22 protein-coding genes and 4 pseudogenes are annotated in these 24,208 nt (G+C 60.7%); all 26 read right to left on the reverse strand.

Features of this window, described 5'->3' with window-relative positions; all coding sequences use genetic code 11:
• A pseudogene (locus F468_RS13770) lies at positions 1-233 on the reverse strand (transposase); the annotation flags it as partial.
• 43 nt (positions 234-276) lie between these two features.
• A pseudogene (locus F468_RS13775) lies at positions 277-579 on the reverse strand (glycosyltransferase); the annotation flags it as partial.
• A 65-nt stretch (positions 580-644) separates the two neighbouring features.
• Positions 645-1,475, reverse strand: coding sequence for a sulfotransferase family 2 domain-containing protein (locus F468_RS0110540; protein ID WP_018995112.1), 831 nt, complete (start codon positions 1,473-1,475; stop codon positions 645-647).
• An 11-nt stretch (positions 1,476-1,486) separates the two neighbouring features.
• Positions 1,487-1,765 (reverse strand): polysaccharide biosynthesis C-terminal domain-containing protein, encoded by a 279-nt coding sequence (locus tag F468_RS13920; RefSeq protein ID WP_018995113.1) that lies wholly within the window; start codon positions 1,763-1,765, stop codon positions 1,487-1,489.
• 102 nt (positions 1,766-1,867) lie between these two features.
• Positions 1,868-2,815: an oligosaccharide flippase family protein gene (locus F468_RS13780; RefSeq protein WP_018995114.1), complete on the reverse strand. Its 948-nt coding sequence runs from the start codon at positions 2,813-2,815 to the stop codon at positions 1,868-1,870.
• Positions 2,812-3,360, reverse strand: coding sequence for a dTDP-4-dehydrorhamnose 3,5-epimerase (gene rfbC, locus F468_RS0110550; protein WP_026296529.1), 549 nt, complete (start codon positions 3,358-3,360; stop codon positions 2,812-2,814). Before rfbC ends, F468_RS13780 begins: the two co-directional genes overlap by 4 nt.
• Before the next feature lie 94 nt (positions 3,361-3,454).
• Complete coding sequence (locus F468_RS14265) at positions 3,455-4,261, reverse strand: class I SAM-dependent methyltransferase (protein WP_196801186.1); 807 nt, start codon at positions 4,259-4,261, stop codon at positions 3,455-3,457.
• A 74-nt stretch (positions 4,262-4,335) separates the two neighbouring features.
• Positions 4,336-5,217, reverse strand: a complete 882-nt coding sequence (gene rfbA / locus F468_RS0110560) for a glucose-1-phosphate thymidylyltransferase RfbA (RefSeq protein WP_018995118.1) — start codon at positions 5,215-5,217, stop codon at positions 4,336-4,338.
• Positions 5,217-6,137 (reverse strand): dTDP-4-dehydrorhamnose reductase, encoded by a 921-nt coding sequence (gene rfbD / locus F468_RS0110565; RefSeq protein ID WP_018995119.1) that lies wholly within the window; start codon positions 6,135-6,137, stop codon positions 5,217-5,219. Before rfbD ends, rfbA begins: the two co-directional genes overlap by 1 nt.
• The gene (gene rfbB / locus F468_RS0110570; RefSeq protein ID WP_026296530.1) at positions 6,134-7,207 is read right to left on the reverse strand and encodes a dTDP-glucose 4,6-dehydratase; all 1,074 of its coding nucleotides are present in this window, start codon (positions 7,205-7,207) and stop codon (positions 6,134-6,136) included. Before rfbB ends, rfbD begins: the two co-directional genes overlap by 4 nt.
• Before the next feature lie 761 nt (positions 7,208-7,968).
• Positions 7,969-9,267 (reverse strand): glycosyltransferase family 61 protein, encoded by a 1,299-nt coding sequence (locus tag F468_RS14675; protein WP_081616977.1) that lies wholly within the window; start codon positions 9,265-9,267, stop codon positions 7,969-7,971.
• Positions 9,243-10,205: a UDP-glucuronic acid decarboxylase family protein gene (locus F468_RS0110585; protein WP_026296531.1), complete on the reverse strand. Its 963-nt coding sequence runs from the start codon at positions 10,203-10,205 to the stop codon at positions 9,243-9,245. The genes F468_RS14675 and F468_RS0110585 overlap by 25 nt, the downstream gene beginning before the upstream one ends.
• 30 nt (positions 10,206-10,235) lie before the next feature.
• Entirely contained in the window at positions 10,236-12,047 is a 1,812-nt protein-coding gene (locus tag F468_RS0110590) for an ABC transporter ATP-binding protein (protein ID WP_018995124.1), read from the reverse strand.
• A 65-nt stretch (positions 12,048-12,112) separates the two neighbouring features.
• Positions 12,113-12,691, reverse strand: a pseudogene (locus tag F468_RS0110595) (adenylyltransferase); the annotation flags it as partial.
• A 288-nt stretch (positions 12,692-12,979) separates the two neighbouring features.
• Positions 12,980-13,834 carry a hypothetical protein gene (locus F468_RS0110600; protein WP_018995126.1) on the reverse strand — a complete coding sequence of 285 codons (855 nt, stop codon included), beginning with the start codon at positions 13,832-13,834 and terminating at the stop codon, positions 12,980-12,982.
• 318 nt (positions 13,835-14,152) lie between these two features.
• Positions 14,153-14,437, reverse strand: a pseudogene (locus F468_RS14275) (hypothetical protein); the annotation flags it as partial.
• 811 nt (positions 14,438-15,248) lie between these two features.
• Positions 15,249-15,629: a type II toxin-antitoxin system VapC family toxin gene (locus F468_RS0110610; protein ID WP_018137572.1), complete on the reverse strand. Its 381-nt coding sequence runs from the start codon at positions 15,627-15,629 to the stop codon at positions 15,249-15,251.
• Positions 15,626-15,832, reverse strand: a complete 207-nt coding sequence (locus F468_RS0110615) for an AbrB/MazE/SpoVT family DNA-binding domain-containing protein (protein WP_018137571.1) — start codon at positions 15,830-15,832, stop codon at positions 15,626-15,628. The genes F468_RS0110610 and F468_RS0110615 overlap by 4 nt, the downstream gene beginning before the upstream one ends.
• Before the next feature lie 231 nt (positions 15,833-16,063).
• Positions 16,064-16,450 (reverse strand): type II toxin-antitoxin system VapC family toxin, encoded by a 387-nt coding sequence (locus tag F468_RS0110620; RefSeq protein ID WP_018137570.1) that lies wholly within the window; start codon positions 16,448-16,450, stop codon positions 16,064-16,066.
• Positions 16,434-16,694 carry a type II toxin-antitoxin system Phd/YefM family antitoxin gene (locus F468_RS0110625; RefSeq protein ID WP_018137569.1) on the reverse strand — a complete coding sequence of 87 codons (261 nt, stop codon included), beginning with the start codon at positions 16,692-16,694 and terminating at the stop codon, positions 16,434-16,436. The genes F468_RS0110620 and F468_RS0110625 overlap by 17 nt, the downstream gene beginning before the upstream one ends.
• 292 nt (positions 16,695-16,986) lie before the next feature.
• On the reverse strand, positions 16,987-17,430 hold the full coding sequence (locus F468_RS0110630; protein WP_018995128.1) for a transposase: 444 nt from the start codon (positions 17,428-17,430) through the stop codon (positions 16,987-16,989).
• A 278-nt stretch (positions 17,431-17,708) separates the two neighbouring features.
• Positions 17,709-19,424, reverse strand: coding sequence for a bifunctional sulfate adenylyltransferase/adenylylsulfate kinase (locus F468_RS0110635; protein WP_018995129.1), 1,716 nt, complete (start codon positions 19,422-19,424; stop codon positions 17,709-17,711).
• 82 nt (positions 19,425-19,506) lie between these two features.
• Positions 19,507-19,908: a PIN domain-containing protein gene (locus F468_RS0110640; RefSeq protein ID WP_018995130.1), complete on the reverse strand. Its 402-nt coding sequence runs from the start codon at positions 19,906-19,908 to the stop codon at positions 19,507-19,509.
• Complete coding sequence (locus F468_RS0110645; RefSeq protein WP_018995131.1) at positions 19,905-20,150, reverse strand: DUF6364 family protein; 246 nt, start codon at positions 20,148-20,150, stop codon at positions 19,905-19,907. Before F468_RS0110645 ends, F468_RS0110640 begins: the two co-directional genes overlap by 4 nt.
• Positions 20,151-20,505: 355 nt before the next feature.
• Entirely contained in the window at positions 20,506-21,672 is a 1,167-nt protein-coding gene (locus tag F468_RS0110650; RefSeq protein WP_018995132.1) for a nucleotide sugar dehydrogenase, read from the reverse strand.
• Positions 21,673-22,047: 375 nt separating this feature from the next.
• Positions 22,048-23,964, reverse strand: a complete 1,917-nt coding sequence (locus F468_RS0110660; RefSeq protein ID WP_018995133.1) for a nucleoside-diphosphate sugar epimerase/dehydratase — start codon at positions 23,962-23,964, stop codon at positions 22,048-22,050.
• Positions 23,965-24,208 lie beyond the last annotated feature (244 nt).

The raw sequence follows: 24,208 nt of genomic DNA on the forward strand, positions 1-24,208 counted from the left end.
GTGTTCTCCAGGGCCAGCTCGGCATACATCCGCTTGAGCCGGTTGTTCTCGTCCTCCAGCTCCTTCAGCCGTCGAACCTCGGCCGCCTCCATGCCGCCGTATTTCGACTTCCACTGGTAGTAGGTCGCTTCCGAGACCCCGATCTCCCGACAGACGTCCTTCACCTTCCGGCCGCCTTCGACCTACTTCAGCGTCTGAACAATCTGGCTTTCCGTAAACCGACTCTTGCGCATCTCGGCCTCCTTGGGCTCTAGTGTGCCCGGAGACCTTCAGTTTTCAATGGACCGAATTTACGGGAAGGCGGTACAGTGCGTAGGGGTCTTCGAGCGTGTAGCGCTCCATACGCTCAACCTTCTCGGGGACCCAGACATCGTTCTGGTGACTCAATAAGATCAAGTCCCGGGTCGTCTTCGTCATGGCCATGTGAAAGTTTCCCGCCCATCCGCCTTTTTCTTCGTTCTGGTCCCAGCGCGGCAGGAAGGGGGCCGATGCCGCGAACGCTTCGATTATTGACAGCGTATTATCGGTCGAGCAGTCGTCCATAATTACCGGTTCATCCTGTAACCGTGCCTGTGCAAGGAAGCTGTCAAGCTACTCCTGCAGACACTTGGCACCGTTGTACATGGCCATGGGAATGGGCCCCTTCATCCGACTGCCCTCTTCTTCAGTCGCGCCTCCCTTACGTCATTATACAATTCAAGGTCCTCGCGGTAATAATCGTTGACAAAGGCGTTTACATATTCACTGCAAAACAAGGGCTTGAGACGGGTGTCTCTGGGGACGTAGATTATGGACTCTAAACGCTGCTGCGTGGATTTCGGAAAGGCGTGGTAGACCATCCGTGCGAACGGGCGGCTGGCGCCCACGAGCCGGCGGACCACCTGGTTGCGATAGACTACGCTGCGGTTAGCCTGGCGAGAGTCGGAACGGCCCTCGCGCTCCAACAGATCCATGCCTGTCCGGGTGCTCACGTCCTGCAGTAGGGTTTTCACCTCATCCACAAGGTAGAGACTGTCCAGTATCTGGACTCCATTTAGATACACATAGTCCACTTGCTTTTGGAAGTGTATGTACTCCGCAGGCAGCTGATGCTGATGCCCCGGCTGACGCTGAAGAAAGTCGATTGAACCCTGGATCTCCGCTCGGATCTTGTCGGTAGGCTGGTCTTGGATCGCACCGCCCCCGTACATCTTGAGCCTTTGGGAGACAGAAGAGGCAAAGCGACTATGAGGGTCACGGACAACCGAAAATGACCAATAATCGCGTACCTTGTTGAAATCGTAAGCGAAGTGGTCGCGTAACGTGATTAAGGGGATATGCCCATAATCCAACAGCCCAAGTTCCTCGTTTTCGAGCTGCCACGGTGGGCCCGCAAAGCGCCACTCATTGAACGGGGTCAAAGGTTGCCGAACAGACGTTCCGGCGCACTTGGGTATATGGACGAACACAAAACGGTGACGATCGCTGATGATCATGAGCAAATCCTCTACAGAGCAGTCGGTCGTAGCTGCAGCCGCTGGACGAATTTGACAGCCAGCACCACATTCCAGGTCAGAAGGCCGATGGTGACCGCGATTGCCGCGCCGATGACGCCCAGCAACGGAATTAGCGCCACGGCTGTGGCGGCGTTAACCGCCAGCGCAACTAAGTGGCCCATCAAGGTCTCCCGCTCATAGCCGCTCATGGTCAGGAACATCCCGACAGACCCGAACGCCACGTTCACCAACTGCCCAAACGCAAGAATTGCCAGCGGCCAGGTCGCCATTTCAGCGTACGCCTCACCGTAAACGAAATGGAGAATTGGTCCACCGAGAAAAATGAAGGCCAGGGCGATTGGAAGTGAGACGGCAAGGGCGGCCCGGGCGGACTACCTGGAGAGCTGTTGCAGCCTGGCCTTGTCACCCTCCCGGTGTGCTCGGGTGATGTGAGGGCCGATGACCAGGTTGACGATGGACAGCGACAGCACCACGAGCATGGCGCCCTGCTGCGCTACCTGCAGTGCCGCAACATCTTCGTCCGTACCTAGCCACCCAAGCGCAAGGATTCCGATCTGGGCGTTCAGGGTACTGACAGCGGCTAGCAGGGTGAACGGAAGGAGGGCCCACCCCCATTCGCCATGCCGATAGTCAGGGTCGGCTTGCTTGACCTGCGCAGGCCGATGACGGCTGAGGAGCCATGCACCTATTAGAAAGGCCAACGCCGTGGCGGTAATCTGACTACCCAGCGCGGTCGCAGGGGTGAGTGCACCGCCGATGAGCAGCACTCCAGCGAACAGCAGATGAAGACCGGGCCGGGCCAGCAGCTCCGGCAACTGCGCCTGGAACACGTGGCGCAGTCCCCGCAGGGTATGGCTCCGCAGGGCGTTGAGCCCCAGCAGAGGCAGCATGAGGCTGGCGATTAACAGAAGTGTCCAGCGGTCGCCCACTGCCCATGCAGCATTCTGGCCGGCAACGATCACTACGCCGCCGATTATCACCAAAGAACCGAGCAACACCCATTGGTGAGCTCGACGCAGCAGCCCCCGGAAGAGCGACCAGTCCTCGCCATGGTGATAGCGGGCGACTTCGCGCGTTACAAGCTGGCCGAGCCCCGGCCCGATGGGGAGGGCGAGCAGGGCGATCACGGCCATAACGAACACGTACTGCCCATAGCCTTCCGGTCCCAAGGCGCGGGCCAGGAGGATGGACGCCGCCAGCGTCAGGGGCAGGGACAGCAGCTTGAGCCCGCCCACCCCCATTGCCCCGCGCACGAGCTGAGCACGCAGGCCATCGCCCTGCCCCACCGCCAGAAGTCGTCGGATGACCGCAGTGTTCAATCAAAAACCTCCGCGTTGCGGAAGATCGCGGCTTGCGCGTCCTTGGCGGAGATCAGCGGGTCGCCTTCCAGTGGCCATTCGATGCCCAAGTCGGCGTCGTCCCAGCGGATGCTTCGCTCGCAGGCAGGGGCATAGAAATCGGTGCACTTGTACTGGAACTCGGCGACGTCAGTGGTGACCACGAAGCCATGGGCGAAGCCGGGCGGGATCCAGAGCTGACGGCGGTTCTCGGCGGAAAGGGTTTCCCCCACCCACTGCCCGAAGGTGGGCGACCCTCGGCGGATATCGACGGCGACATCGAAGACCTCGCCCGCGGTAACGCGCACCAATTTCCCCTGAGCATGCGGAGGTACCTGATAGTGGAGGCCGCGTAGGGCACCCATGATCGAACGGCTATGATTGTCCTGTACGAAGGACACGGGGCGGCCAACTGCCTCTTCGAACGCTCTTTGATTATAGCTCTCGAAGAAAACACCTCGCTCGTCTTCGAATACTCGCGGCGTGAAGACTAAAACAGAAGGGATAGATAGAGCCCAGGCTTTCATTATTAAATAATACCTAATACAGAATACACGCTTAACCTAACTCTCCTACATCCGCATCGAAATTCATAATCTAAAACCCTATTCATTACCACCCTCACTCTTCGAAGCAACTTCCTCCAATCCTTGAATGCTCGGGCCTAAACTGAACACCTTTTTCTAGAACCACAAAAGAGTCATGCACATGAACCGCCACACAAGAGTCGCCGATGCCCGCCGTCTTTACGTCTTTTGAGTGATACCAACGATGCATATCATCTATAATACCCATCAGCTCTCGGAAGAAACTATTTCGCCCTCCTCCACCATACTCTCTCCAGTACGAAGTGTGCAAATCCTCTATTATATATAGCCCCCCGTTATTCATTAACGGAAACAAAACGGAAAGACTCTTCTTAATATCTTGCATTAGGTGGCTGCCGTCATCCAATACAACATCCAAGCCTCCCATCTCTTCAACCACTGACTGGAGAAAAATCGCATCTGCCTGAGATCCAATACGAACTCTTCCCGCATAGCCATCGTACTTCCGGCAAGAAGGGTCTACGTCGACACCAACGATAATTGCGGAATCCCCCAGATAACGACGCCACACCTCGAGACTACCTCCTTCTGAGACACCAATCTCCAAGAATCGAACATCCCCGCGTCGATCACACAAATAACGGTCATAGAGTGGAATATAGTGATGCCATTTATGCACAATATTTCCTTGGTGCGAAGAAAATATATCAAGCAACTCCCCTTTATAGCGGTACTGTTCTTGTATTATCTTTGAGACTTTGCTTGAATCATGGCTTTCGAACCGCGAGATCCCCATCGAAAGAACACCAGCCTTCTCTAAAACCCTCCTAATATAAGAACGAGATTTCTGAGGAAGAAGCCGAATAATTTTGCGTGCCATAAGATAAGAGCTCATAATAATTGAATCGACAGGGAAGGCCCTTAAGTTTAGCAGTCCGATTTTCCTGTTCGCATCTAGAACACTTGCTCTTCGAGGATACACTTAAGGTAGCGACCGTACCGATTGTTGGTCAGCGTCCGCGCCAGTGCATCGAGCTGAGCCGCATCGATCCACCCAGAGCGGTAGGCGATTTCCTCTGGGCAGGCCACCTTGAGCCCCTGCCGCTGTTCCAGGGTAGCGATGAACTGGCTGGCGTCCAGCAGGGAATCGTGCGTTCCGGTATCCAGCCAAGCATAGCCACGCCCCATGATCTCCACATGCAGTTTCCCGGCATTCATGTAGGCGATGTTGAGATCGGTGATTTCCAGTTCGCCGCGTGCGGAGGGCTTGAGATCCTTGGCCATGGCCACGACTTCAGCGTCGTAGAAGTAGAGGCCAGTCACGGCGTAGTTGGATTTCGGTTGCTCGGGCTTTTCCTCCAGTGATTGCACCTTGCCGTTGGCGTCGAACTCGGCGACACCGTAGCGTTCCGGCTCGTGGACGTGATAGGCGAACACGGTGGCGCCCTCATCGCGCTGCTTGGCTCTCCCGAGCAGGTCGTCGAAGTGGTGGCCGTAGAAGATGTTGTCGCCGAGGACCAGTGCACAGGGGTCTCCGCCGATGAAATCCTCGCCGATGATGAAGGCCTGCGCCAGACCGTCCGGTGACGCTTGCACGGCGTATTGCAGGCTCAGACCCCATTGACTGCCATCCCCCAGCAGTTGCTCGAAGCGCGGGGTGTCCTGCGGCGTGGAGATGATCAGGATGTCGCGAATGCCCGCGAGCATCAGGGTGCTCAGCGGGTAGTAGATCATCGGCTTGTCGTAGACCGGCAGCAACTGCTTGCTGATCGACAGCGTAGCCGGATACAGCCGGGTGCCGGAGCCGCCGGCGAGAATGATGCCCTTGCGCCGCATTAGGCCCTGCCTCCCGTTGCCTCGCAGGCGAGAATCTCGTCGACGGCTCGTAGCGCACCACGGCGCCACTCCGGCATCTGCAGGTCGAAAGTGTCCTCCAGCTTTTTGCAGTTCAGACGGGAATTGCCTGGACGCCGTGCCGCCGTGGGAAACGCCTCCATGGATACAGCCTGGATTGCCTGGTCGACAACCCGAACGGGCCAGCCAGCATCGCGGGCGGTGGTCAGAACCAAGCGGGCAAACCCATGCCAGGTCGTCTCGCCCGCGGCGGCCAGATGATAAAGACCCGCGATTCCCGCTCGATCCAGTGGGTGCGACAGGATCTGTGCGGTGGTGTCTGCGATGAGTTCCGCGCCGGTGGGTGCACCGAACTGATCGTCGATCACCTGTAGCGCATCGCGCTCGGCTGCCAGGCGCAGCATGGTGCGGATGAAGTTCCGGCCCCGGGAGGCATAGACCCAGCTGGTTCGGAAGATGAGATGCCGACAGCCACTGGCCTGGATGGCGACTTCTCCTTCCCGTTTGGTCTGTCCATAGACGTTCAGCGGGCCAGTGGCGTCGTCCTCGCACCACGGATCGGCTCCGGTGCCATCAAACACATAATCAGTCGAATAGTGGACCAGCCAGGCTCCAAGCGCATTTGCTTCGGCGGCCAGGACCTCCGGCGCGGTAGCGTTGACGGCATGGGCCAGCTCCGGTTCCGACTCCGCCTGATCCACTGCAGTGTAGGCGGCAGCGTTGACGATCACGTCCGGCGCTACCTTTCGCACTGTGGCTGCCAACCGCTCCAGCCGCGTGAGGTCCCCACACAACCCGCCCTCTTCCGTGCGTGTCGGCGCCGTGATTTCGCCAAAGGGAGCGAGCGCGCGTTGCAACTCCCAGCCCACCTGGCCGTTGCATCCGAGAAGGAGGATCTTCATACAGCACGCCCTCGCTGGGCGTAATTCGCGTCGAGCCACTCGCGGTAGGCGCCGGAGCGCACGCGTTCGATCCATTCCGGGTTTTCGAGGTACCACTGCACTGTTTTTCTCAGACCCGTCTCGAAGCTCTCCGTCGGCTGCCAGCCCAGTTCATTCGCGAGGCGGGTGTCGTCGATGGCGTAGCGGCGGTCGTGTCCGGGGCGATCCCTCACGAACTCGATCAGGCGTGCGTAGGGACCCTGCTCGTCCGGTACGAGTTGGTCCAGGACCGCGCATAGCGCGTGAACAACCTCCAGATTGGTACGCTCGCAACGCCCGCCGATATTGTAGGTCCTGCCGCTTGCGCCGTGGGCCAGCACGTGGCGGAGGGCCCGTGCGTGGTCCTCGACATACAGCCAATCGCGGATGTTGTCCCCGCGCCCGTAAACCGGCAGCGGCCTGCCGTCCAGGGCATTAAGGACCATCAGGGGGATCAGCTTTTCCGGGAACTGGTAGGGCCCGTAGTTGTTCGAGCAGTTGGTGATCACGACCGGCAGCCCATAGGTGCGATGCCATGCACGCACCAGATGGTCGCTTGCCGCCTTGCTGGCCGAGTAGGGCGAACTCGGGGCATACGGCGTGTCCTCCGTAAAGGCCGGATCTTCCGGCCCGAGATCCCCGTACACCTCGTCCGTGGACACATGATGGAAGCGGAAGCGTTCTTTCGCTTCACCCTCAAGCGCAGACCAGTAACTGCGCGCGGCCTCCAGCATATTGTGCGTTCCGGTTACGTTCGTCTCCACGAACGCCGCCGGGCCTTCGATGGAGCGATCCACGTGGGATTCGGCCGCCAGGTGCATCACGGCGTTCGGCCGATGTTCCCGGAACACCCGTTCCAGGGCTGCGCGGTCGGTGATATCCACGTGCTCAAATACGTGCCGCGAATCCTCACGTGCGTCAGACAGGGACTCGGGGTTCCCGGCATACGTCAGTGCGTCGACATTGATCACCGTCGCATCCGTCTCGGCGATGTACTGGCGCACAACCGCCGATCCAATAAAGCCAGCTCCGCCGGTAACGAGGATTCGCATCAGTTTAGGCTCCCAGCCGTTCCCGGGCCATTTGCGAGACCCTATTACCCTTGTTCATCAACCAGAAGTCCGGACCGACCCCGGTACAGAATGACAGTGGCTGCCCACGGAAGCTACGACACCATAGCCTCGCGCGGCATTTGGCGCGGAACTGATCCGCACCGGCATTCGACGTTAGCAACGATGCCCGGGAACGACATGACCGAAGCGACGCCATAGATTGTCGGCGCCTCCACGGAGACAACCATACCGCCCGCGAGTCCGCCGCGATATCCTCTTTGGGGGAAGCAACCGGATGGTTTGCCATCAGGCGCTCGTAGGCTGGGCATCTATTGGCCGGCCCTACCGAGAAGGGTGCGAGCCCTTTGACCAGTTGCTGACTGTAGGCACCGCATCGCGTGAGACACTCCGCTCCCCCGGTGAACGCATTCAATGCTCGTTTCCGCGCCACCCTCGTTTCTCCTGCCAGAACGTAACGACTCGATCTAGTCATTCGCGGTGTGCCTAGACAAAGGCTACTCAACTGAGTGCCGATGCCGGAGTCTATGGCAATCGATATCTCACCGCATTCGCAACACATGAGCGCGGACCCGGTCATTCACTTGCCTGCGCTCTCATCGGAGCAAGTCCTCGTCCGCAGTTACCAAAAACGTGAAACCGAGCGTATACGCCCGATAAAACGCCCAGGGTGAGTCGCTCTGCAACGACACCGGCCGGCTTTCGGTGACGCGCAGGCGACGCCGCAGCTAGTACTTGCAACCTCACTCGGTTGTTCGACCCGCTGTCCCTGCATATCTGGCAGGCAATGAACAGGCTGCAACCCTCGATGGCATGGCCGAGTGCCCATTCTCCTTAAGTGCCTCTTCGAGGTGATGGAGAGGCACTTCCATGGCCCCAAGGGCAGTGTTCTCAGAGCCCGACTGAGGGCAGACTATTACACGATGCTCGAGCTTTCTCTGTCGACAGATTTCCCTAAAACAGGGGATGCGATGAAGATCCGGCAGCAATTCGATGACAACGGTCCCCTCTTGGCACCACATAAGATTAGTGAGACCGGCGCCATGCGTGGCTACTACCAGCCTTGCTGCAGCGAATAGCCCAATCTGCTCGATAACGGTAATGCCTGATAGTTCCTTCACTTCGAGCCCGTGACGTTGGACCAAGGCCTGGACCGCAGCTTCGTTCCGCACTGGCCGTCGCACGCTGTCACCCCTGGAGATATAGAGACACCGGTACGGTTCTCTATCGAGCGCCGGAAGGCTTACAGATCGTCTTATTCGATCAACAAGACCAGCCGTTATGTTCAGAGCTCCCTTGTCGCGAACAGGGATCAACAACTCATCGCATCTCAAACGCTCATGATCAGCGTATCGCACCAACTGACGGGATTCGATACCAACCATTTCGAGTATCTGCTCCTGCCATGGCTGCGCCCCGTAGGAAACTAGAAAGCGATCCGGCTGCAGATCTACCGGCAGGGCATCGCGAAGCATCAACAAGTCACCTACCGTATCGATCCAAAAATGATAGTAATTGCACGAGTCGCTCCCTGCATTGCCCAACAAAGCTACCCGTTCACGTAAGCGCCCACATCGCCGCGAGACGGTCTTACGGCCGTGGCGGAGATTCCTCGCCCACGCCGAAAACAGATAGGGGGCCCCGGGATAGGCGACACGACGAAAAGGACTTACACGTACCACGGCGCGCCGATCTAGTGGGTTTACGCTCTCGTCGGGGCGCGGCTTGAAAAAACAGACTTCGGCCATCCGTACGCGGCAGATCCCGATGTCCCTCATCGGACTTCCATGGATCCACCGGACCGATTCTGCCTCGCGGGAACTGATTGACGAGGAATCTCCCTCTCCCCACCCAGACACGTCCACTTCAGTCCAGCTCACCGCCCCTTGAGGCTGCGGACGAACCGAAGCGATACCGTCGAGTAGATTTAGCCCCCCTCGGATACACTTCTTGGCTAGACCAACAGCACTCGTTTTGTGCGGAATCAGATCAACATCTCGACCAAACCTATTCGTAATCAAACGTAACCTACTCCTCGCCATTCCCGAAACCACGAAATGGTTTTCTCCAAGCCTTCCTCAAGAGAAACCGTAGCACTCCAGCCCAGTTTTTCTGTTGCCATGCAGATATCGGGTTGACGCTGCTTGGGATCATCTTCCGGCGCCTCTCGGTGTACTATCCGTGCACTCGAGCCGGCCTTCCGGATAATCTGCCGCGCTAGCTCCAACATAGATATTTCTTGCGGATTACCCAGATTGATCGGCCCCGTGAAATCTTCCCCAGTCTGCATCAGGCGTTTGAGACCTTTGACCATGTCGTCTACATAGCAAAATGAACGAGTCTGCTCACCGCTTCCGTAGATTGTAAGGGGCTGGCCCTGCAGCGCCTGGACTACAAAGTTCGAAATCACTCTACCATCATTCGGCTGCATCCGAGGCCCGTACGTGTTAAAGATCCGGGCCACTTTTATCGGCAAACCGTGCTGGCGACGATAGTCGAAGAAGAGGGTTTCCGCACAGCGCTTAGCCTCATCATAACAGGCACGTGGGCCAACGGGATTCACGCGGCCCCAGTAATCTTCCCTTTGCGGGCGGACTTCCGGGTCACCGTACACTTCACTTGTGGAAGCCTGAAGGATCCTGGCACCAGTTCTCTTGGCCAGCCCCAGCATATTAATCGCGCCATTTACACACACCTTGGTCGTCTGCACCGGGTCGAACTGATAATGTACCGGAGACGCCGGGCACGCCAAGTTGTAAATCTCGTCCGTCTCTACGTGCAACGGCTGCGTAATATCGTGCCGGACGATTTCAAATAATGGGTGTTGCACGAGATCCCGCAAGTTGTCGCGGGAACCGGTAAAAAAATTGTCCACGCAGAGGACTTCGTGCCCCTCTTTAAGAAGATCTCTACATAGGTGAGAGCCAATAAATCCGGCACCTCCGGTGACAAGAATTTTTTTGCGTAAGCTATAGTGCATCAGGCGCGCCCTTGATAATTTAGGAATGATCTACCGGCTAGGCTTATGCGCGTAAGAAGGGCGGCCGTTCCGACCGGGTGACGAAGAGGTTCGTCTTTCAACAGAATGGACGGAACCGTTCTCCAGTTTGACGATACACTCGCAACCGGAAACAGTGCCCAACCGGTGCGCAATCATAATGACCGTCTTCATGCTAGAGAGCACGGAAACGGAGTCCATCAACGCTGCTTCCGTTTCAGGGTCCAGCGCGCTAGTTGCCTCGTCGAACACCAGCACCGATGGCTCGTGATAAAGCGCCCTCGCAATACCGATACGCTGGCGTTGCCCCCCCGAGAGTCGTACGCCTCGCTCGCCGACCAGCGTATCGTATCCGTCCGGCAAGTCATACTTGATGAAGTCATGGGCCTGAGCCATGCGCGCGCAACGCTCCACCTGCATACGATCGATCTGCTCACGGGGGACACCAAAAGCGATATTCTCCGCCACGCTGTTGTCCGTCAGGAATATTTCCTGGGGAACATAGCCGAGCGCCTGCTGCCAAGCTCGCAGATTCTCTTCGTTTATCGGATGTCCGTCCACGACTATGCGGCCCTCAGTGGGACGCAGGAGGCCCAGCAGCACGTCCACCAAGGTGGTCTTGCCAGCGCCGGTAGTCCCGATAATGCCTACGGAACTCCCGGCGGGAATTTCTAGAGAGATACCACGTAGCGCCGGTCGGGCGGCGTTCGGGTAGGTATAATGAACATTGCTCAGGGTGATGGCGTTCCTAGGCTCCAGCCGCTGCGGGGTGCGGGAGTGCAACTCCGCGAACGCCGCCCGGTGGTTCAGGTCGTTGTAAACAGTCTCCACGGCCGCTTCTCCGAACCGCAGTTGTGCTATCCCGGCATAGATTCGCTGGGCGGCCGGCAGCATCCGATATCCGGCAAAGGCGTAGAGTCCGAGGACAGGCAGGATGTTTCCCAAGGCATTGCTTTCCATACCGCCTTGGGTCGCCACCAACACGAGAGCAAGCACGATAACCGCGCCGAACCCAATGGCCTCAACGACGAATTTGGGAATCTCGCTGAGTGTGTGGCTCGTGGCTTGGTGACGGGCCTGACGGTTCGAAGGGCCATCGAACCGCGAGAGGTAGGCATGTTCGCGGCCGAGGAGCTTTATGGCTTTGATGCTTCCGAATGCCTCGCTGGCAGCAGTGAATCGCTCCTCATTCGCACGCGCCCGGTCTCGCCCCACTCTTCCCAGAACGCCATGCACGATGCCAAAGACAGTCGCATACATACCCCCAATTACCACTGCGGCACCTAGGGCCAGCCAAGGATCGACGATGATCAACAGAATAACCAGCGAAAGAATGACCACACTGTACGCGAGCATCTCTATGCCGGGTCGAAAAACTCTCAGCACGAGTTGATCCACTTCGGAGAGAATGTTCTTCGCCATCTCACCGCTATGCCGCTCGAGAAAGAAGACATACGGCTGGCGCAAGTATGTCTCCAACAATCGCTTGCCGATACTGTGGCGGCGCATCTCGATGAAGCGGTTCATCGCGTAGTGCGTAAGCGAGCGGAAGAAGGCAGAAAACAATATAAGCCCGAAAGCGGCCGCGCCTAGCGCAAGGATGAAGGCATCCACCGAGGTAAAGCCGAGGCTTTCGTAGACGGTGTTTAGCACCGGATTGGTTTCTACCACTTCGGGGTTGCCCAGCACGCTAAGAAACGGCATGACCGAGGCGACGCCGGCGGTTTCCAGTACGGCCATGACGATAACCATGCCGAGCACGAGGCCGCCGCGGCGTTGCTCCCTGGGGGTGAGAAGGGCTAGGACTTTGCGCGAGGTGTTCATCGGCCGGAATACTCCTGACTACCGCCCATCTGGTCGTCACGACTACAGACAGGCCCTGCCGCGCCGGCTACCACGCGGTTCCTGCCGAGCCTCTGGAAATACTCACGCAGCTCTCTCTTGCTGTAGCGGTAGTCGCGAAAGTCTCGGTGAACCGGTGCCGCGAGGCCGTGCTGCGTGCCGCCCAGATAGACAGGGCGCACGCGGTGCGAGAGCTCATTGACGCCCGGGTGGGTGGTATCGGTCGTGCCAAACAACTGTTCCGCCTCGCGAGCGCGATCGGGCACCCAGCGATGCTCCACGTCTATCACTGCGTTGAGCATGCTCTCGGCATCGCGCAGGGCGATGCGGCTGCCCTCCTCCACCTGCGCGGCGAAGGCTTCGGTCACATCCAACGTGATCGGCATCGGCCACAGCGTGCCGTCGGACAGGCGCATGTTCTCGAGCACGCCGTCGTAATCCGCCGGGCCCATGAAGCCCGTCAGCGGGGAGAAGCCGCCATTCAACAGCAGCTCCGCATCGCACTGCTGGCGCAGGGTCAGGTCCCAGGAGGGCATATCCCGCGCCGCTTCATTCAAGTCGCGGGCAGTCGCCTCGTCCAAATAGCGCTTGCAGAGCGAGCGGTCGTAGGGCCTGATCATTTCCATTGCGTCATCCGCTGCTCGATGGCATCGGAGTGCCGCAGGAGCCTGTTGGCAGGCGAATGCCCTGGCCCGGACCCGGCTCTGGCAGGGGCTTCGCCGCCAAGGCGGCTCCCACATAAGTTGAGTGCCATGGTCCTGGAGGTCCGCGCGCGGTTGTTCGGTCCCGGTCATTAGCGTCTCGTGTTCGGCGCGTTTGCGTTTGCGTTTGCGTTTGAGCAGTAATAGGCCAGATACGCCTTAACGGACTAGCCATCCCCGAAGATCCGACAGCCTCGGCTGTTCATGACGCAATCAATTTTCATCGACATGTCGGCGTCGCGCGTTGCTGACGAACTCCCAGAAGAACGCGGCAAAGAGGCCGAACATTCCTCCAAGTACAACGGACAATGCCACGATAAGCGATCGTCCCGGCCCCACAGGATCCTCCGACTCCGCCGCGATGAAAGTCTGTTCGGTGTTGCGGCTCATCTCTTGGACCGTTTCCGCCTTGGACTGCGCATCCGCGCGATCGGAACGCAGGCTGGACAGCTCCCGACGAACGTCTCCGATCTGCTGAGCCACGATCAAACCCGCGACATCATCTCCGTCTCCAAGGCGCTCGTAGAGTAGCTGGAGTTCGTCCCCCAGCGTTTCAATCTGCTCATCCAGTACGTCAATCCGATTGTTGAGTGGTTTAAGGGTGCTCGACAGGAACCGTTCGAAACGAGGGTCCAACCACACAGACAATTCAGCGATGATCTCCTGGTGCAGATCCGACACACGGTGCGCCGCCTCGCGCGTACTCGTGGACTCCAGCATGAGACTGAAGCCCGAGCCGTGCTCACTCACGTGTACATCAGGAATCTCCTGTTTCCCGTCAAAAAGCTCCCGGCGATGCAGCGGGACCAAGACATCCTCCAACCAAGCGATCGCCATCTCCTGTGACACAACATTGACCGACTCTTCGGCATAGACCGTCGGTAGATCTACACCCGAGCGGTACTCATACATCAATGGCTGCATGACGGCATAGACAACGCCCGACACGATCGTGAGAGCACCGACCGTCAGCAAGACAGGCAAACGGCGCACCAGGACGTCCCACAGCTCGTAAAGGCTGATCTCGTCATCATATGCGTGGGATTGGCGGCCGTCGGGTTCTTGCATTATTGATTTCCTGTTATCTCGTCAGGCATGGGTCTGGTCTGCGAACGTCCGGCCCGGCTGTGCAGGGACGTGAGGCCCATACCGGGCATGGATTCACTTCCGCCCTGGTGGTTACATCAAAGCGGTATGATCCCCTGACGGGGATTCTATCGCGCGGCGGCTGCGTTCCTACAGGATCGATCCGACAATTCGTCCGCAGAATCCGCTCCTCTGGTAGATCCGCGTCCCGGCCTGCGGCGCTGAGGGGGCCATCTGGGCCTCAGTCACTACCGAAAAGGTCGCGTGACGCCGTGCACGACAACCACATTGGAAACGTCCGTCTGCCAACAGGTACAGGGCGTAGAACGCGACGGTGGCAATACTCAGCCAGACGATCAGCGCATCGCGGTCGAACTGCTCGAAGGCCGGCGGGAAATACCGCGGGATGCCGTCCGAACCCAGCAGGATGATGACCTTCAGCGGAAGGAAAAAGGCGAGCAGCATGGACAGCTGCGATACCAGGGTAAACAGCACCACCCCACTGGTAGCCGTTGGGACGGCCCAGAGAAACTTGGCTCCCAGGCGGCTACTCCATTTCAGGCTGTCCAGAATGTCGCGAATCAAGCTGTTCAACCGCTGCCGGGATCAAGGAGACAGGATCGTCGAGGGGCTCGGCTCCTGTGTGCGAAAAGGAGACAAGGATACTACGCCCCTCATGGCACCTGACAGCTCGAAAATCCCGATCTTGTCGGCCCGATCACGGATATCAACAGCAATACAGCAGGCTGCGATGACGCGGCTCATGCAAATGGTGCCACCAAAGTCCCAAATCAACCGACGCCGGCCGATGGCATCACCCACCGCCCCATCGCGCAGAGGGCTGCGCTCCTACCGGCGGGAATGCCCCAAGAACCGTAGGAGGCCAGCCCCCTGGCCGATCGGGCATCACCAACGTCCCATCGCGCAGAGGGCTGCGCTCCTACCGGCGGGAATGCCCCAAGATCCGTAGGAGGCCAGCCCCCTGGCCGATCGGGCATCACCAACGCCCCATCGCGCAGAGGGCTGCGCTCCTACCGGCGGGAATGCCCCAAGAACCGTAGGAGGCCAGCCCCCTGGCCGATCGGGCATCACCAACGCCCCACCGCGCAGGGGGCTGCGCTCCTACCGACGGGAATGCCCCAAGATCCGTAGGAGGCCAGCCCCCTGGCCGATCGGGCATCACCAACGCCCCATCGCGCAGAGGGCTGCGCTCCTACAGGCGGGAATGCCCCAAGATCCGTAGGAGGCCAGCCCCCTGGCCGATCGGGCATCACCAACGTCCCATCGCGCAGGGGGCTGCGCTCCTACAGGCGGGAATGCCCCAAGAACCGTAGGAGGCCAGCCCTCTGGCCGATCGGGCCTGTACAACACCCCAATCGGCCAGAGGGCTGGCCTCCTACGGGGAAGGCTTTGGGATGTAGTGAACAGCCGGAAGTCCGTCGAAATCGGCGTCCTGGGTCCAGAGGTCGGCCTGATGGGCGCGCGCGGTGGCGTAGATGATGCTGTCGGCGAGCGGGAGGCCATGCTGGTTGCCGAGACTGGCAGCGGACAGTGCCAAGGGCCCCGAGAGTTCGACGAGTTCGCCCTGCTGCATCAGTGCAGCCGCCTGCAGGGCCGCCGCCTCGCCGCGCTGCTGGAGTACCCGCTTGAAGACCTCGTAGAGGCTGATTGTGGGGACGATCAGTTCTGCCGTGGTCTCGATTGCGTCTGCAAACACATCGGCGTTGGGGCCGTCGGCAAAGTATTCCAGCCACGCGGACGAATCGACCACGTTCACACGCGGTCTCCCTCGCGCGGGATGTCGGGGTCAATGCCCTTGAGGAACCCCCGCATCTCGCTCATGCGCCGTTCGGGAATCAGTTCGATGCGGTCGTCGTACGCCACAATCTGGACCTTCTGGCCCGCGCGAAGATGCAGCGCCTCGCGTACCGCCTTGGGGATGACGACCTGATATTTCGGAGAGATGGTGAGGGCTTCCATTACAGCACCTTTGATCGATCGATAGTCCGTTTTACCAATTTAGCATCGATCCCGCCGATTCACGAACGCTCCTTCGCCCTCTGGCTGACTGTGCGTCACCAACACCCCATCGCGCAGAGGGCTGCGCACCTACAGCAATCGGGCATCCGTGTAGGAGGCCAGCCCTCTGGCCGATGGGGCATCACCCGCGCCCCATCGCGCAGGGGTTGCGCTCCTGCAACGGCTGTTCGGTTACACCAGGCGTATGGGACCCGGGTACTGAGCCAGGTGGGTGTCGCTGGTGAGCAGGAGGTAGCCTTCGGACTCGGCCTGGGCAATCAGGATCCGGTCGAACGGGTCCTTGTGGATATCCGGCAAGTGGCCCACAGCCAGCGCATGGGTTCCGTCGATGGACAATTCCGTATAGCCGTGCTCGCGAAGCTCCCGACGCAGGACAGCAGGCTCAACGACGAAATCGCGACGCCCAAGACTCCGCTTGATGGTGACCTCCCACAGGCTGGCGGCACTGTACGCAAGCTCATGTTCGGGGTTGAGGATCAGCTCGCGCGCCTCGGAAGGCAGCCGTGACGAATCGGCAGCCGCCCACAGGAGGATGTGAGTATCAAGAAGGAGATGCATCGTCGCTATCGAATGCCTCGATAATGGCCTCCTCGCCCATCCGGTCGAAGTCGTCCGGCACACTCACCTGCCCTTTGAGGAAACCGACACGGCTGGCCGCGGCCGGCGTCGGTGCCTCGACCCGCGTGAGTCGGGCGATCGGCTTGCCGGCCCGAGCGATCACCACCGGCTCGCCCCGGCTCACCTTGTCCAGCAAGCGGGACAAATGAGTCTTGGCCTCGTGGATATTAACCGTCTCGTTCATGTCTACCCTCGCACCGGCATCCAACTTAGTCTAATTGACTAGACTAGATTATACCCGGGATAAGCACCACGATGCAGGGGGCGGCCTCGGGCCGATTGGGGGTATACCCAGCGCCGAATCGCGCAGGGCGCTGCGCTCCAACAGGGGGCGTGATTCCGCGTAGCAGGCCAGCCCCCTGGCCGATTGGGGCATCTGGATACGCCCCATCGCGCAGAGGGCTGCGCTCCTACAGCAATCGCCCCCTGTAGGAGGCCAGCCCTCTGGCCGATGGGACGTTCGGCTAACCCCCCAGTCAAAGCCAGATCGCATCCCAGTGCGGGTAATCACGAAGGTTGCGCACCAAACCGGCACGCAAGGGATTGGCGGCGATGTAACGCGCCAGCGACGCGAGGTCTTCTTCGCGGCGTACCGCGTGATCGTGAAAGCCGGGCTGCCAGAGTGCTCGCCCGAGCCTGCGGGCGGTGACTGCCTTGACCGACCGCACGACGGTAGACAGGGACATGCTTTCGCCGAGCGTCATCAGCCAGTGCAGATGATCCGGCATCACCACATACGCCAGCGTATCCGCATGCCCGAGCGCTTGCGCGTGGCGCAGCGTACCGACCAGTGCACGGGCAGCGCTGAAATCGCGGAACACCGGTGTGCGATCCCGCGTGACGGTGGTAACAAGGTAGATCCGCCCGGGCTCGGAATAGCGCCCACGGCGCAGGGCCTGAGCGTGAGGTTTGCCGTCCATGGCATCGCTCCCGTTGTGCTGGTTGTTATCCGCCGAGGGGCGGATGGATGTCGTCTGGTCTTCTTCGGCTGGCCATAAATCAGATTCTGGCCGTGGGGGCTTTTTCCGGCGTTCTATCGCGCAGGGGGCTGCGCTCCTACAAAATACCGGGACCCATCGTAGGAGGCCAGCCTCTGACCGATGAGGCCTCTCCAGCACCCCATCGCGCAGGGGGCTGCGCTCCTACAAGCGGCAGAAGCACGCGCCCTGTAGGAGGCCAGCCTCTGGCCGATCGTGCGCTAAGGGTTGCGGATGAAGCCCATGGCTTCGAGCTTGAGCAGGATGCGGTGGGCGGCTTCGTCCGGGGTCATCTCGCGGGTGTCGAGGCGCAGCTCGGGGTGTTGCGGCTCCTGGTAGGGGTCGTCGATGCCGGTGAATTCCTTGATCAGGCCGGCACGGGCCTTGGCGTAGAGGCCCTTGCGGTCGCGGGCCTCGCAGGTTTCCAGCGGCGTCGCGACGTGGACCTCGATAAAGCCCCCTGCCCGCTCGATGCGTTCGCGCACGCGGCGGCGCATGTCGGTGTACGGGGCGATGGGGGCGCAGATGGCGCAGCCGCCATTCTTGGTGATCTCGCTGGCCACATACCCGATGCGCTGGACGTTGATGTCGCGGTGCTCCCTGGAGAAGCCGAGCTCGCTGGAGAGTTCCTTGCGCACGATGTCGCCATCCAGCAGCGTGACGGCGCGCCCGCCCAGTTCCATCAGCTTGACCCGCAGGGCGTTGGCCATGGTGGACTTGCCGGAACCGGACAGGCCGGTGAAGAACACGGTGAAACCCTGGCGGTCGCGCGGCGGGAAGCTGCGGCGAAGCTCCTGCACGACTTCCGGATAGGAGAACCACTCGGGGATCTCCAGGCCTTCTCGCAGGCGGCGGCGGAATTCCGAGCTGGGGAGGCTGAGGGGGTGTTCGCCCTCGCGCACTTCATTGGCCGGCACGAAGTCCGCCCGATCCTGCACATAGGTCATGGCCTGGAACGGGACCATCTCGATACCGATCTCGTCGGCATAGCGCTGGATCAGTTCCTGTGCCTCGTAGGGGCCGTAGAAGGCCTGCTCGTCCGGGCCTGCATCGGGGCTGGCATGGTCACGGCCGACGATCATGTGCGTGCAACCGTAGTTGCGGCGGATGATCGCGTGCCACAGGGCCTCGCGCGGGCCGGCCATGCGCATCGCCAGCGGCAAAAGGCTCAGCTGAGTGGTCTGCTCCGAGGCCTGGCGCAGCACATGCTCGTAGCAGCGCACGCGGGCGTAATGGTCCACGTCGCCCGGGGCCGTCACGCCCACGACCGGATGGATCAGCAGGTTGGCCTCTGTCTGGCGCACCGCGCGGCGGGTGAGCTCCACCTGGGCGCGGTGCATCGGGTTGCGCGTCTGGAAGGCGACTACGCGGCTCCAGCCGAGCTTCTGGAAGTATTCCCGCAGCTCTCTCGGGCTGTAACGGTAGTTGCGAAAGTCGTGGTGGACCGGGGCCTCGAGACCATGCAGCGTGCCGCCCAGATATACAGGCCCCGTGCGATGCAGCAGCTCGTTGACGCCGGGGTGCGCGGTATCGGTAGTGCCAAACACCTGTTCTGCCTCGCGAGTGCGATCGGGCGTCCAGCGATGCTCCACGTCCATCACCGCGATGAGCATGCCCTCCGCATCGCGCAGGGCGATGCGGCTGCCCTCCTCCGCCTGCGCGGCGAAGGCTTCGGTCACGTCCAGCGTGATCGGCATCGGCCATAGCGTGCCGTCGGCCAGGCGCATGCTCTCAAGCACGCCGTCGTAGTCCGCTGGGCCCATGAAGCCCGTCAGCGGGGAGAACCCCCCGTTCAGCAGCAGTTCCGCATCGCACTGCTGGCGCAGGGTCAGATCCCAGGAGGGCATATCCCGCGCCGCTTCATTCAATTCGCGCGCAGTCGCCTCGTCCACATAACGCTCGCAGAGCGCACCGCCATACGGCGTAATCAATTCCATTCCATCATCCGTTGTCGTTTTGCCTTCAGTAGGAGGCCAGCCCTCTGGCCGATTGGGCCCGTGGAAAGCGCATACAACGCTCTTAGCGGAGCAGAAACTCCTGCGGAGTCAGCGCCGGCACTGGCGAACCGGCGAAATCCTTGACGTTTCGCGTAACGATGCAGGCGCAACCCGCGCACTCGGCAGTGGCTGCCACCACGGCATCTTCGAAATCCGCCCAACCGAGTGACCGGGCTCGTTCAAGTTCTGCGCGTCCCACCTCGCATACGCGCAAATACTGGAGCAACCAGCTTAATGCCCGATCCGCAGCCGTGCGATCCGCATACCGTGCAACCAGGTAGTGCGCCGTGGTCGCTGCGTGTGCGCTGATTGCTCCCTCTTCTTCACCGTGCAGGACTTGTTCCAGAACCGCCGCCGAAACACGATAGTGCGGCTCGCGCTTTTGCAGAACGTCCAGCAGGACGTTCAGATCGAGCATGATCACGATTGATGCTTGTCGCGCAGGTGGTCGTGATAGGACTCCTCGGCATCCACATCAGGGGGGATCAGGCCGGTGATGGCTTCCAATTCGGCACTTGGCGTATGCCGTTCCAGCGCCCGAAGGCGGCGCAGATGGCGATCAATCACCTCGGTCATGCTCATGCCGTGCGCCTTGGCATAGGCCTTCGCGAACTCCACATCCTGCTTGGGCAGGCGCACGGTGACCTTGGTGGTTTCCTGTTCCATCCCATCAGCTCCCGACGTGTATGGCAAATTTAACGGAATTGTACGGCACGAGTTCATTCACCTCCAAAACAGACTCGACCGCTTGCTCTTGCGCTGGAGATCCCGGCTCTTCGCTACGCGTAAGCCGGGATTGTCTGTTGAAGATGTGGGATAACGGAGCTGGTCGGGATGGCGGGTTCTGTGGCGGCTGTGTCCGGGATAGTGGTCCGCCCGCCATGGATTGATGGATCCATGGGAGGCTGAACCTGTCGCAATTCTGTGGGAGCGTGCTTGCACGCGAAGGGGTGCCGAGGGCTGGCTTTGGCGGGGGCTTCGCGAGCTAGCTCGCTCCTACAAGTTTCTGGCTGCGTGCTGGTTAGTCGCTGCCGAAGAGGTCGCGGGTGTAGATCTTGTCGGTCTGATCGCGGATATCGTCGGTGATGCGGTTGGCGACGATCACGTCGCTGATCTGTTTGAACTCCTCGAGATCGCGGATGACGCGGGAGCGGTAAAACTCCTCGTCCGGGAGCTCCGGCTCGTAGACCACCACCTCGATGCCCTTGGCCTTGATGCGCTTCATCACGCCCTGAATGGCGGAGGCGCGGAAGTTGTCGGAGCCGCTTTTCATCACCAGGCGGTAAATGCCCACCACCTGCGGATTGCGGCGGATCACCGCGTCGGCCACAAAGTCCTTGCGCGTGCGGTTGGCATCCACGATGGCTTTGACGATGTTGTTGGGGATCTCGTCGTAGTTGGCCAAGAGCTGTTTGGTGTCCTTCGGCAGGCAGTAGCCGCCGTAGCCGAAGGACGGGTTGTTGTAGTGGCTGCCGATGCGCGGGTCCAGGCATACGCCGTCGATGATCTGGCGGGTGTCCAGGCCATGCGTCTCGGCGTAGCTATCCAGCTCGTTGAAGTACGCCACCCGCATCGCGAGGTAGGTGTTGGCGAACAGCTTGATCGCCTCGGCCTCGGTGGAGTTGGTGAAAAGAATCGGGATGTCCTCGTCAACCGCGCCTTCCGCCAGGAGGCCGGCGAAGGTCTCGGCCCGCTCGGACTGCTCGCCGACGATGATGCGCGACGGGTGCAGGTTGTCGTACAGCGCCCGGCCCTCGCGCAGGAACTCCGGCGAAAACAGGATGTTGTCGGTCTCCATCTGCGCCTTGATCTCGCGCGTGTAGCCGACCGGCACGGTCGACTTGATCACCATGGTGGCGTGCGGGTTGATCGCCAGCACGTCCCGGATCACGGATTCGACGGTGTTGGTATTGAAGTAGTTGGTTTGCGGGTCGTAGTCCGTGGGGGTGGCGACAATAATGAAGTCTGCCCCCTCGTAGGCCTGCTGCTTGTCCAGCGTGGCGGCCAGGTTCAGCGACCGGTTCTGCAGGAAGTCCTGGATCTCGGCGTCGATGATCGGCGATTCCTTACGGTTAATCTGTTCGACCTTCTCGGGCACCACATCCAGCGCCACCACCTCGTGGTGCTGAGCCAGCAACACCGCATTGGAAAGCCCTACATAGCCGGTACCGGCGACTGCGATCTTCATCCCGAATTCCTTGTCGTTCCCGTTTGTTAATGTGCGCATTGGTTGGGGCGAGGCACCTGTTGCGGCTGTCCGGTGCCGTATCGGCGAGGATCCGCCTGCTGGCCCCGAAACCGCAGGGGCCAGCCCTCTGGCCGATGGGGCCTGTCCAGCACCCCATCGCGCAGGGGGCTGCGCTCCTACAGCAGCAACAGCCCGTCGGCCGGCCGGAGTTCGCCGCAACTGCCTCGCTGGGTTAGCGCGCGCAGAATACCGGGACCTGGCGATGATGTGTCGTGCACGGTACGCGTTCCGCACTGAACGACCTTGGCGTCAGTCACGTTCTTGAAGCCGTGCCCGAATCCGCTGCAGACACCCATACGGCATATTGCCCACCGCTCATCCCGGCAGCGAGTCCGCGCGCTCAAGCGTGCGCGAAGAATGTTCCGCCGGTCTGTATTCATACACGACGCGACGCAACGTCTCACAGGCTTGCTCGGCATCCATTTCGCGGTCCGCTTGATCGAGCTGCACGAGTGCCGCGCGAACATCGGCGGGAGCAAGGCAGTCCTCCCGGGCTTGCATGATCCGCGGGTGCACCGTGGCTTCCACGTCATCGCCAATCAGCAACTCCTCGTAAAGCTTCTCGCCGGGGCGCAAGCCCGTAAACACGATCTCGATGCCGTCTTCGGGATAGCCGTCTTCCTTCACCTGGCGCCCGTGCAACCGGATCATCCGGCGCGCCAGATCGACAATGCGCACCGGCTCGCCCATATCCAGCACGTAGACCTCGCCCCCTTCCGCCATGGCGCCGGCCTGAATCACGAGCTCGGCTGCCTCCGGGATGGACATGAAATAACGCGTGATCTCGGGATGGGTAACGGTGACCGGCCCGCCATCGCGAATCTGCTGGTGGAACAGCGGCACCACCGAGCCCGAGGAGCCCAGGACGTTGCCAAAGCGCACCATGCTGAAGATGGTCCCGCGCTTTTCCCGGGCGCGGTCCTGCAGGACCATCTCGGCCATGCGCTTGGTCGCGCCCATTACATTTGTAGGCCTGACGGCCTTGTCGGTGGAGATCAGGATGAAGCGCTCGACCCCGGCGTCGATCGCGGCATCTGCGAGGATGGCCGTGCCGAATACGTTGTTGCGCACCCCCTCGATCAGGTTGGCCTCCACGATCGGAACATGCTTGTAGGCGGCGGCGTGATAGAGGGTCTGTACCCCGTACTCGCTCAATATGGCGGAAACCCGGCGCGGATTGGCCACGGACCCGAGGACGGCGTGAATCGCCGGCGTCCGACCAGACGGCACCGATCGCTCCTGCAACTCGCGTTCGATGTTGTAGAGCGCGAACTCGTTGCGTTCATAGAGCACGAGCGCCGCGGGCTCCTCCAGAACGATGCGCCGACACAGCTCAGACCCGATCGACCCCCCTGCCCCCGTAACCATGACCACACTGCCGCGAATGCTTCGCTGCAACAGGTCGGGCTGGGGCGGAACTGGATCGCGTCCGAGCAGATCCGCCATATCGATGTCTTCCAGTTGCTCGAGGCTCGCATGCCCGGAGACGACCGCCTCCATCGACGGCACCGACTGTACGTAGAGGGGCAAGTGCTCCAGGCTTTCGAGGATGCGCCGGCGTTCGTTACGGCTGGCTGAGGGGAGCGCGAGCAACAAGCGGCCCACCCGGAATCGGTCCACCAGTCCGGAGAGGCGCTCCGGAGAGTAAACCGGCACCCCGTCGATCGAACTTCCCTGGAGCGCTCGATCCTCGTCCACGAACGCCACAATGCGGAAGCGACCCCCGGCCTTCAGAGCCGACAGAAGCTGCACCCCCGCCTCGCCGGCGCCATACACCACCACGGGCTCGGCCCCCCGCGCGACATCCGCTACGGAGCGATACCAGGCTCGAACCAGAAAACGACTGCCACCGACATAGAGAAAGGCCACGATGGCGAAGTTAATCGGTACCGAGCGCGGGAAACCGTCCAGTTGACCGATGGCCACCGCGGCCCATATGACCATCGCCAGCACCACGACCCCGGACCCTACCGCCCAGATGGCGCGCGACCCCATAAAACGCACGACAGCACGGTACAGGCCCAGACGGGCAAACAGCGGGATCCCCACAATCACGATCAAGGGGAACAGCCACCAGGCTTGCTGCAAGATCGGAGGGAATGGCTCGGCCAGCCGGATCATGAAACCCGACCACAACGCGAGCGGCAGCATGACTGCGTCGGCCGCGATCATCAGCCAACGCTTCTTGCCGCGCGGCAGCCTCAGCAGACGTTCCAGCCCACGGTTCAGCATGGTGTGATGTGCCCGTCCGGCATCCTGATCCTGGCCTCAAGCCCTATAGACAAAACTCAGCCCGACCACACTACATCAAGTGCCGGTCCCTGGCGCCCGCCGCACCCCATCGCGGCGGACGGAGCATAAGCAACCCCTGATGAAAATGCATCCATCTAGCGCCCCATGCCACCGATACACCCCCTGTAGGAGCGCAGCCCCCTGCGCGATACGACGCCGGACACGCCCCTTCGGCCAGGGGGCT

The sequence above is a fragment of the Thioalkalivibrio sp. ALJ2 genome (assembly GCF_000378325.1).
Classification (GTDB): Bacteria; Pseudomonadota; Gammaproteobacteria; order Ectothiorhodospirales; family Ectothiorhodospiraceae; genus Thioalkalivibrio.

Excerpts from the sequence above, each read along its gene's own strand:
- F468_RS0110540 (WP_018995112.1), bottom strand. The coding sequence starts at position 1,475 with ATGATCATCAGCGATCGTCACCGTTTTGTGTTCGTCCATATACCCAAG.
- F468_RS13920 (WP_018995113.1), bottom strand. The coding sequence starts at position 1,765 with ATGGCGACCTGGCCGCTGGCAATTCTTGCGTTTGGGCAGTTGGTGAAC.
- rfbC (WP_026296529.1), bottom strand. The coding sequence starts at position 3,360 with ATGAAAGCCTGGGCTCTATCTATCCCTTCTGTTTTAGTCTTCACGCCG.
- F468_RS14265 (WP_196801186.1), bottom strand. The coding sequence starts at position 4,261 with ATGGCACGCAAAATTATTCGGCTTCTTCCTCAGAAATCTCGTTCTTAT.
- rfbA (WP_018995118.1), bottom strand. The coding sequence starts at position 5,217 with ATGCGGCGCAAGGGCATCATTCTCGCCGGCGGCTCCGGCACCCGGCTG.
- rfbD (WP_018995119.1), bottom strand. The coding sequence starts at position 6,137 with ATGAAGATCCTCCTTCTCGGATGCAACGGCCAGGTGGGCTGGGAGTTG.
- rfbB (WP_026296530.1), bottom strand. The coding sequence starts at position 7,207 with ATGCGAATCCTCGTTACCGGCGGAGCTGGCTTTATTGGATCGGCGGTT.
- F468_RS14675 (WP_081616977.1), bottom strand. The coding sequence starts at position 9,267 with ATGGCGAGGAGTAGGTTACGTTTGATTACGAATAGGTTTGGTCGAGAT.
- F468_RS0110585 (WP_026296531.1), bottom strand. The coding sequence starts at position 10,205 with ATGCACTATAGCTTACGCAAAAAAATTCTTGTCACCGGAGGTGCCGGA.
- F468_RS0110590 (WP_018995124.1), bottom strand. The coding sequence starts at position 12,047 with ATGAACACCTCGCGCAAAGTCCTAGCCCTTCTCACCCCCAGGGAGCAA.
- F468_RS0110600 (WP_018995126.1), bottom strand. The coding sequence starts at position 13,834 with ATGCAAGAACCCGACGGCCGCCAATCCCACGCATATGATGACGAGATC.
- F468_RS0110615 (WP_018137571.1), bottom strand. The coding sequence starts at position 15,832 with ATGGAAGCCCTCACCATCTCTCCGAAATATCAGGTCGTCATCCCCAAG.
- F468_RS0110620 (WP_018137570.1), bottom strand. The coding sequence starts at position 16,450 with ATGCATCTCCTTCTTGATACTCACATCCTCCTGTGGGCGGCTGCCGAT.
- F468_RS0110625 (WP_018137569.1), bottom strand. The coding sequence starts at position 16,694 with ATGAACGAGACGGTTAATATCCACGAGGCCAAGACTCATTTGTCCCGC.
- F468_RS0110630 (WP_018995128.1), bottom strand. The coding sequence starts at position 17,430 with ATGGACGGCAAACCTCACGCTCAGGCCCTGCGCCGTGGGCGCTATTCC.
- F468_RS0110635 (WP_018995129.1), bottom strand. The coding sequence starts at position 19,424 with ATGGAATTGATTACGCCGTATGGCGGTGCGCTCTGCGAGCGTTATGTG.
- F468_RS0110645 (WP_018995131.1), bottom strand. The coding sequence starts at position 20,150 with ATGGAACAGGAAACCACCAAGGTCACCGTGCGCCTGCCCAAGCAGGAT.
- F468_RS0110650 (WP_018995132.1), bottom strand. The coding sequence starts at position 21,672 with ATGAAGATCGCAGTCGCCGGTACCGGCTATGTAGGGCTTTCCAATGCG.
- F468_RS0110660 (WP_018995133.1), bottom strand. The coding sequence starts at position 23,964 with ATGCTGAACCGTGGGCTGGAACGTCTGCTGAGGCTGCCGCGCGGCAAG.